Genomic DNA, 7,714 nt, shown 5'->3' on the forward strand with positions numbered 1-7,714 from the left:
TCTCATCCCCCGTATCCTGTTGGGCTGAAAGGCAAATTCCACCCATGGCGACCTTGCGGCGGCAAGCGTCGGGCGGAGAGGTGTCCCGGCGGTCAAAATACCCTGGGCGAGATTGACTTTCGAGAAAAAGCCCCCTCGAAACTGCTTCGGTAACGGTATCGAATGCCGAACACTGACGATGCTTGGGAGATTTTCCCGCCGCATCGCTCAAATTTCCGACACATTTTGCCGCGACCGACCGTTGCATGGGCGCCCGAGTGTCGGGATGATGCGGCCGTCGCTTCGGCGACGTCCATGCCGCCCTCCGCGAGTGATCCAAACCCATGACCGTATTCCGACGCGTAACCGACTCGCTTTCGGTCAGTCCCCAGATCGCGGTCGACGACCTGGACCGCGCCGCCGGCGAAGGCTTCGTGCTGGTGATCAACAACCGCCCCGACGACGAGGAGCCGGGCCAGCCGTCCAGCGCCCAGATCGAGGCGGCGGCCCGCGCGGCGGGCCTGGACTATCTGCATGTTCCGGTGCGCGGCGGACCGACTCCCGACCAGGTCGAGGCGGTGCGGCGAGCGGTCGAGGACGCGGAAGGGCCGGTCCTGGCCTTCTGCCGTTCGGGCACGCGCTCGATCGTCACCTGGTCGCTGGGCCAGGCGTCCTCGGGCGCGGCCGACCGCGCGACCCTGGTGCGCCAGGGCGCGGAAGCCGGCTACGACCTGTCGGGCGTGCTTGGGGCCTAGGGGCGGGCCGTGCGCCCGCCGGGTCGCTAGTAGCGGTGGCTCAGGGCGACCCGGGCCGCCATCGGCGAGGGCTCGGGCTCGCAGCTGGCCAGCACGAACTGGGCCGCGATGAGACACAGGATGGCGAACGCCGGGCGCTGGAGCCGTTTTGAGACAAAAATCGCTGCGTCGGCGGTCATGATCCGTACTCCGGGAGATTAACGGGTCGTTTACCGCAAGTCCGGCGCCGCGCTTCTCCCCGCCATCCTCCCAGGAAGCCGCCATGATCCCCTTCGTCCGCGAGATCGAGTTCGAATATGGCCGCTGCGACCAGGTCTCGCCGTCCATCCGCCGGGTGATCGCCGACAATCCGGGGCCCTTCACCTATGTCGGCACTGGAACCTACATCGTCGGCCGCGGGACCGTGGCGGTGATCGATCCCGGTCCGGCCCTCGACAGCCACCTCCAGGCGCTGCTGGCGGCGCTGGAGGGCGAGACGGTCAGCCATATCCTGGTCACCCACCACCACAGCGACCATTCGCCCCTCGCCCGCCCGCTGCAGAGGGCGACGGGGGCGACGGTCCACGGCCGCCGCGCGCCGCACCTGGCCGAGCTGGCGCCGGGCCTGGCGCTGGAGGCCGGCGAGGACGAGGGCTTCCGGCCCGACGTCGAGATCGCCGACGGCGACCTGTTCGAAGGCCCTGGCTGGACGCTGCGGGCGGTGACCACCCCGGGCCACACCTCCAACCACGTCTGCTTCGCCCTGAAGGAGGAGAACGCCCTGTTCTCCGGCGACCACGTGATGGGCTGGTCGACCACGGTGATCACTCCGCCCGACGGCGACATGGGCGACTACTTCGCCAGCCTGGAGAAGGTGCGGGCCGAGGGCTTCGACACCCTGTGGCCCACCCACGGTTCGCCGGTCCGCGAGGCAGCGCCGTTCCTGGAGGCCTATGCCGACCACCGCCGGGCGCGCGAGGCCCAGGTGCTGGCCGCCCTGGCCCAGGGTCCGACCACGATCAAGGCCATGGTGCCGACGCTCTACGCGGCCGTCGATCCGCGGCTGCACCCGGCCGCGGCCATGTCGGTGCTGGCCCACATGCTGCTGCTGGTGAAGCAGGGCCGGGTGACGTGCGAGGGCGTGGCGGGGCTGGACAGCGCTTATCGGCTGGCCTGACCGCGCCGCGAAGCGCCCTCCCCGTCACCGCGTCGGCGCGCCGCCCAGGATATTGGCCGCGGCCATCAGGCCCAGGGTGGCGACGGTGATCGCCAGGGCCAGCAGCGCCTTCTTCCAGAAGCGCGGAACACCGCCGAACGCGGCGACGAACAGGCCCAGCACGCCGGTGACGACGCCCAGCACGGCGGCCTTGGGGGCCCAGTCCAGGGTCATCCGGTCGTGGCCGAGCGCCGGCGGGAGGATCCCGAGCTTCCCACCCAGCGTCCCGACCGCCACCAGCACGGCCGGGACGACGGCCACCACCAGCGCCAGGTCGAGCAGGGCCGAGGCTCCGCCGCCCCTGTCCGCCTGCGCCTTGGCCTTCCTGTCCTCTTGCGGGGCGGCGGACGGCATGGCCTGCGGCGGCGACTCGGCGACGAACACCGGCTCGGCGTGGAAGGCCTCCTCCGGCACGGGCTCGAGCGGCGGCGCGGGACCCGCGGCGTCCAGCGGCTCCAGGGGAAAGCCGTCCGCCTTACCCTCGCCTTCGACGGGCGGTTCGCCGTCCGCCTGGGCCAGGGCCTGGACGACCTGCGGCTCGGGCAGCGGCGGAGCCTCCGACAGCGGCGCCTCGGGCTCGGGCGCATAGATCCGCGCCGCCTGGGCCCCGTCGTCGGCCGCCAGGGCGGCGGCCGACGGCTCAGGCTCGGGTTCGGGTTCCAACTCCGCCGCGCCCTCCGCGACGCTCGCCGCGGAGAGGGCCGGCAGCACATAGTCCTTCATGCGCTGACGGATCAGCTTCTTGTCGATCTTGCCGGTCGCGCCCAGCGGGATGTCGTCGACGAAGACCACGTCGTCGGGCGTCCACCACTTGGCGATCTTGCCATGCAGGAACGTCAGGAACTCTTCCTTGGTCGCGGTCTCGCCGTCCTTCAGCTTGACCAGCAGGATCGGCCGTTCGTCCCACTTGGGGTGCGGCACGCCGATCACCGCCGTCATCGCCGCCTTGGGATGGCCCAGGGCGATGTTCTCGATGTCGATCGTGCTGATCCACTCGCCGCCCGACTTGACCACGTCCTTGGCCCGGTCGGTGATCTGCATGAAGCCATGGTCGTCGATCGTGGCCACGTCGCCGGTGTCGAAGAAGCCCTCGTCGTCGAGGATCCTGCCGCCGGCGCCGCGGAAGTATTCGGCGGCGATGATCGGGCCCTTGATCTTCAGGTTGCCGAAGCTCTTGCCGTCGTGCGGCAGGCGCCGGCCGGCGTCGTCGGTCAGCTTCAGCTCCACGCCCAGCGGCGGCCGGCCCTGCTTGAGCCGATAGGGCATCTGCTGGTCGTAGGGCAGCTTTTCCAGTTCGTCGGTCATGACCGACAGCGTGCCCACCGGCGAGGTCTCGGTCATGCCCCAGGCGTGGACCACCTCGACGTCGTAATCGTCGTGGAAGGCGCGGATGATGTGCTCGGGACAGGCCGCCCCGCCGATCACCACCTTCTTCAGCACGGGCAGCTTGGCCCCCGTCTCCTTCAGGTGCTGCAGCAGCATCTGCCAGACCGTCGGCACGGCGGCCGAGAAGGTGACGCCCTCGCCGTCCAGCAGCTCGAAGATCGAGGCGCCGTCCATCTTCGCGCCCGGCATGACCATCTTGGCGCCGGTCCCGGGCGCCGAAAACGCCACGCCCCAGGCGTTGGCGTGGAACATCGGCACCACCGGCAGGATCACGTCCTTCTGCGACAGGCCCATCACGTCGGGCTGCAGGGTGATCAGGGTGTGCAGGACGTTGGAGCGGTGCGAATAGAGCACGCCCTTGGGGTCGCCCGTCGTGCCCGACGTGTAGCAGAGCCCGGCCGCCGTGCCCTCGTCGAACCCGCCCCAGGCGCAGTCGGCATGGTGCTGCTCGACCAGGTCCTCGAAGCACAGCAGGCCCTTGAAGTTCGGCGTCTCGCCGGTCGGGCGGAAGTCGGCGGGCATGTGGTCGCGATCGGTGAACAGCACCACGTGCTCGACGCTGGGCAGGTGCTGCAGGACGCCCGTGATGATCGGCAGGAAGGTCAGGTCGACGAAGATCACGCGGTCGCCGGCGTGGTTGGCGATCCAGGCGATCTGCTCGGGAAACAGGCGGGGGTTCAAGGTGTGGCACACCGCGCCGATCCCCATGATCCCGTACCAGGCCTCCATGTGGCGGCCGGTGTTCCAGGCCAGGGTGCCCACCCGGTCGCCCGGCTTGATCCCCAGGGCCAGCAGGGCGTTGGACACCCGCTTGGCGCGCGCGTGGATCGCGGCGTAGGTGGTGCGGACGATCGGGCCCTCGACCGAGCGGGTGACCACCTCGCGCGCGCCGTGCCACTGGGCGGCGTGGTCGATGATCTTGTCGACCGTCAAGGCCCCGTGCTGCATCAAGCCCTGCATCGCCGCGCGCTCCCGATCCGTTATCGTTGTTCAGGCGAGGCTAGCGGGGCCGCGTTCGCCGCGCAACGCGCCGCGCCCGGGAGGCGAACCTCCCGGAGCTTGTCAGGCCGCGATGATCGGCCGCAGGTTGCGTTCACCCGAAGGCCGCGCGCGATGGTTACCATGTCGCCTTGCCGACATAGCGGCGGACGGGCTGGAATCGGGTGCACAGGTTCGCCATATGGGCCGACGACCGGCTGGACGAGGTGGCGCTGGACACCTATCGCCTGCTGCCGTCACGCCTGATCCCGGCCGCCTTGACCACCGTGGCGGTGATCTTCGCCGTCGGGGCGCCCTTCGCCCTGGGCTGGCTGGCCGCCCTGGCCTGGGCCGAGGGCCTGGCCCGGCTGGCGACCCGCCGGTTCAGGCCCGGCGTGCGCGCCTCGCCCGGACTGCGGGCGGGCTTCGTTCTGGCGGCCTTGCCGATCAACCTGATCTGGTCGGCGCTGGGCGCCTTGCTGTGGTTCGCGCCCGGCCCCGAGCTGAAGATGGCGGCCGTCGCCATCTGGGCCGGCCAGATCGTCTACACCCAGAACTTCCGGCACCAGCCCGTCGCCCTGCTGGCGGTCAGCGCCATGGCGCCGATGACGAGCCTGATCGCGTTTCCGCTCTTCTTCTACGACGCCCACGGCGTGGCGGCCAATGTCGCGCGCTGGAGCCTGATCGCGGTGGTGCTGACGGCGATCAACGTGATGGCGGCCAATCGCGCCGCCGCCAACCGGCTGGACGCCCTGACCCAGAACCTGCGCGAGGAGCGCGAGCGCGCGCTGGAGGCCAATCGCGCCAAGTCCACCTTCGTGGCGGTCACCAGCCACGAGTTGCGCACGCCGATGAACGGCCTGCTGGGCATGGCCCACGCCCTGGACCGCTCCAATCTCGACGACGCCCAGCGTCGCCATGTGCGGCTGATGATCAAGTCGGGCGACAGCCTGATGCAGGTGCTCAACGACGTGCTGGACCTGTCGAAGATCGAGGCGGGCCGGGTCGACCTGGACCAGGCGGCCGTCAACCTGCACGACCTGGTCCACGCCGCGGGCGACGCCTGGCGGGACGCCGCCGCCGCGAAGGGCCTGGAATTGCGCACGGAGATCGATCCCTCGGCCCCAGCCTGGATCCTGGCCGCCCCCCAGCGGATCCGCCAGGTGCTGATGAACCTGATCTCCAACGGCCTGAAGTTCACCAGCCAGGGCGGCCTCACGATCCAGTTGTCGGCGTCGGAGCCGGGCCTGGCCGACGAGGCGCGGGAGGTTCGGCTGAGAGTGGTCGACACGGGAGCCGGGATCGACGCCCAGGTCCATGATCGCATCTTCGAAAGCTTCACCCAGGCGGACAACGCCGTCTCGCGCAGCCACGGCGGCACCGGCCTGGGCCTGACCATCTCCCGCGCCCTGGCCCGCCAGATGGGCGGCGACCTGGTCCTGGAAAGCGGCGTCGGCGGCGCGGCGTTCCTCTTCACCCTGCGCGCGGTCCCCATCGCCGCCCCCGCCGCGCCGCCCGAGGCCGCCGAAGACCAGGACGGGCCGGATCTCGGCGACCTGCGGATCCTGATGGCCGAGGACAACGCCATCAACCAGGTCGTCGTCCGCACCATGCTGGAGGCCACGGGCGTGGTCCTGACCATCGTGGACGACGGCCAGGCGGCGCTGGACGCCCTGAAGGTCGAGACGTTCGACGCGGTGCTGATGGACATCAACATGCCGGTGATGGACGGCATCACCGCCCTGGCCGCCATCCGGGCCGGCCAGGGCGGCGACCCCGCGATCCCGGTCATCGCCCTGACCGCCTCGGCCATGTCGGGCGACCGCGAGCGCTTCCTGGCCATGGGTTTCGACGACCACCTGGGCAAGCCGGTGCGGCCGATCGATCTGCTGTCGTCGATCTGCGCAGCGGTGCGGGACGAGACCGGGCGGCGCACAGAGGCGGCGCGGTCGTAGGGATTGGTTCACACCCGCCCTTGCCAACGCAGGGTGTCGAGACCTTGGGTCCCGGCGTTCGCCGGGATGAACGGACCAACATGGGCGCGGCCGCATCCGCCGGGCGGATGCGGCCTTCGACAAGCAGACCCGCCGAGAGTCGCAAGCGGTGGTTGGCGGACCTCAGCTGTCCGGACTCGACAGGGGCTGAATGTACCCACCATTCTTCAGCCGGGTTAGAAACATAGCCGTCCACTCATTATCGGTGTCGGTCAAAGCGGTCCAAATCGGCCAACTCGGCGCAGCTTCAATCCTATGAAGGATTGTCCAATTCAGCCCAAAGGCAGTGTCGCCTGATGGCGGCAAAAGCGACAACAGTGCTCTGACATCGTCTTCAGAGAGTGGTTGAAGGAGCTGATCGAGAAGATCCGCCGCCGCTTTGAGAGGATCTTCGTCCAGGCTGTCATCGAGCGTTGGTGCGATGGCTACGAGCTGTCTAACTGCATCCTGCATCGCAAATCCTCACGCGCCTTTTTCTGGAGAACTTAGTCCGCGGGAGATCATCGGCAAGCGTACCTTCCGCGTGTCCGAGACGGGTGGTTGTCGGCCATCCGTGCATGTATCCTGAGGTTACCCCGACAAGGCGCTGCGGTAGCGGTGCTGAGAAGTCAAACCTCCGAGGTTGAAATGGTGATTGGCGGGGTTTTCACACGCGAACTCACGTACGGAGTAAGTAGCGCCTCGGAGGACTACCCACGCTGAACGTCGGATTTGCGTTGGGTCCGGAATCTGGCGCCGTCGGCGAAAGCCGCCGTTGCGCCTAGCGCTCAGTGCGGACGCCGGGAAGGTCAGCTCGGGGTGGATGTCGGACATCAGGCCGGGCATCGTCACCCCATGAGTGATCTCCACGCCGCCGCTTACGACGCTGATCTAGATGCCGTGCTCGCATGCCTGTCGAAAGGCGCATCGCCTTTCGAGCGGGACCACAAAGGGTACACACCACTGTGGAGTTGCTTTAGAGGCGCGGTGGGCGAGCAGGCTCCCGTCGCCGCTGCTCTTATGGCTGCGGGGGCGGATCCAAATGCCGCCACGACGAACGGTGACAGCAACTGCCTTATCTTGGCGATTCAGGCTGGAGCCGTGCCTGTGATCGACGCTTTGTTGGTTGGGGGCGCAAACGTGAACGCAGGTGCCGATGACGTTACCCCGCTCATGGTGGCCGCGCGAGACGGTGATCCTGATGTCGTCGCAAGGCTTTTGTTAGCTGGGGCCGATCCCTCGATCATGTGTGGGTCGTTCAACGCTGCCGCCTTTGCGCGTCACGGCGGCCATGACGACCTCGCTGATGAACTGGATCAACTGGCGGCCAGATCACTCGCTTGAACGTCAGCAACGGGTCGAGGCTGTGTGAAAACACCGCCAAATCGGCTAGAATCCTGATGCTGGAGTAGCAGTCGGGAGGTGGAGTTGAGCCGCTTCGTTGAGGG

At 68.6% G+C, this 7,714-nt stretch carries 7 protein-coding genes; 5 read left to right on the plus strand and 2 right to left on the minus strand.

Features of this window, described 5'->3' with window-relative positions; all coding sequences use genetic code 11:
* Positions 1-323: 323 nt before the first annotated feature.
* Entirely contained in the window at positions 324-734 is a 411-nt protein-coding gene (locus tag ASD47_RS07645) for a TIGR01244 family sulfur transferase (RefSeq protein WP_056753908.1), read from the plus strand.
* 26 nt (positions 735-760) lie between these two features.
* On the opposite strand, the gene ASD47_RS26570 is transcribed toward ASD47_RS07645, so the two are convergent.
* Entirely contained in the window at positions 761-913 is a 153-nt protein-coding gene (locus tag ASD47_RS26570) for a hypothetical protein (protein WP_156402155.1), read from the minus strand.
* Positions 914-996: 83 nt separating this feature from the next.
* Here ASD47_RS26570 and ASD47_RS07650 point away from each other — a divergent pair, with 83 nt between their 5' ends.
* Positions 997-1,890, plus strand: a complete 894-nt coding sequence (locus ASD47_RS07650) for an MBL fold metallo-hydrolase (protein WP_056753910.1) — start codon at positions 997-999, stop codon at positions 1,888-1,890.
* Positions 1,891-1,914: 24 nt separating this feature from the next.
* Here ASD47_RS07650 and ASD47_RS07655 read toward each other — a convergent pair whose 3' ends face one another.
* Positions 1,915-4,275, minus strand: a complete 2,361-nt coding sequence (locus ASD47_RS07655) for a long-chain-fatty-acid--CoA ligase (protein ID WP_369800266.1) — start codon at positions 4,273-4,275, stop codon at positions 1,915-1,917.
* Between the two features lie 203 nt (positions 4,276-4,478).
* On the opposite strand from ASD47_RS07655, the gene ASD47_RS07660 reads away from it, so the two are divergent.
* The 3 genes from ASD47_RS07660 (at position 4,479) to ASD47_RS26045 (ending at position 7,610) form a co-directional block, all read left to right on the plus strand.
* Entirely contained in the window at positions 4,479-6,248 is a 1,770-nt protein-coding gene (locus ASD47_RS07660) for an ATP-binding protein (RefSeq protein WP_056753912.1), read from the plus strand.
* Positions 6,249-6,632: 384 nt separating this feature from the next.
* Entirely contained in the window at positions 6,633-6,776 is a 144-nt protein-coding gene (locus tag ASD47_RS26575) for a hypothetical protein (RefSeq protein ID WP_156402156.1), read from the plus strand.
* Between the two features lie 345 nt (positions 6,777-7,121).
* Positions 7,122-7,610, plus strand: a complete 489-nt coding sequence (locus tag ASD47_RS26045; protein WP_082564518.1) for an ankyrin repeat domain-containing protein — start codon at positions 7,122-7,124, stop codon at positions 7,608-7,610.
* The last annotated feature ends 104 nt before the right edge of the window (positions 7,611-7,714 follow it).

The sequence above is a fragment of the Caulobacter sp. Root1472 genome (genome assembly GCF_001426985.1).
Taxonomy (GTDB): domain Bacteria; phylum Pseudomonadota; class Alphaproteobacteria; order Caulobacterales; family Caulobacteraceae; genus Caulobacter; species Caulobacter rhizosphaerae.

Excerpts from the sequence above, each read along its gene's own strand:
- ASD47_RS07655 (WP_369800266.1), bottom strand. The coding sequence starts at position 4,275 with ATGCAGGGCTTGATGCAGCACGGGGCCTTGACGGTCGACAAGATCATC.
- ASD47_RS26570 (WP_156402155.1), bottom strand. The coding sequence starts at position 913 with ATGACCGCCGACGCAGCGATTTTTGTCTCAAAACGGCTCCAGCGCCCG.
- ASD47_RS07650 (WP_056753910.1), top strand. The coding sequence starts at position 997 with ATGATCCCCTTCGTCCGCGAGATCGAGTTCGAATATGGCCGCTGCGAC.
- ASD47_RS26045 (WP_082564518.1), top strand. The coding sequence starts at position 7,122 with ATGAGTGATCTCCACGCCGCCGCTTACGACGCTGATCTAGATGCCGTG.
- ASD47_RS07645 (WP_056753908.1), top strand. The coding sequence starts at position 324 with ATGACCGTATTCCGACGCGTAACCGACTCGCTTTCGGTCAGTCCCCAG.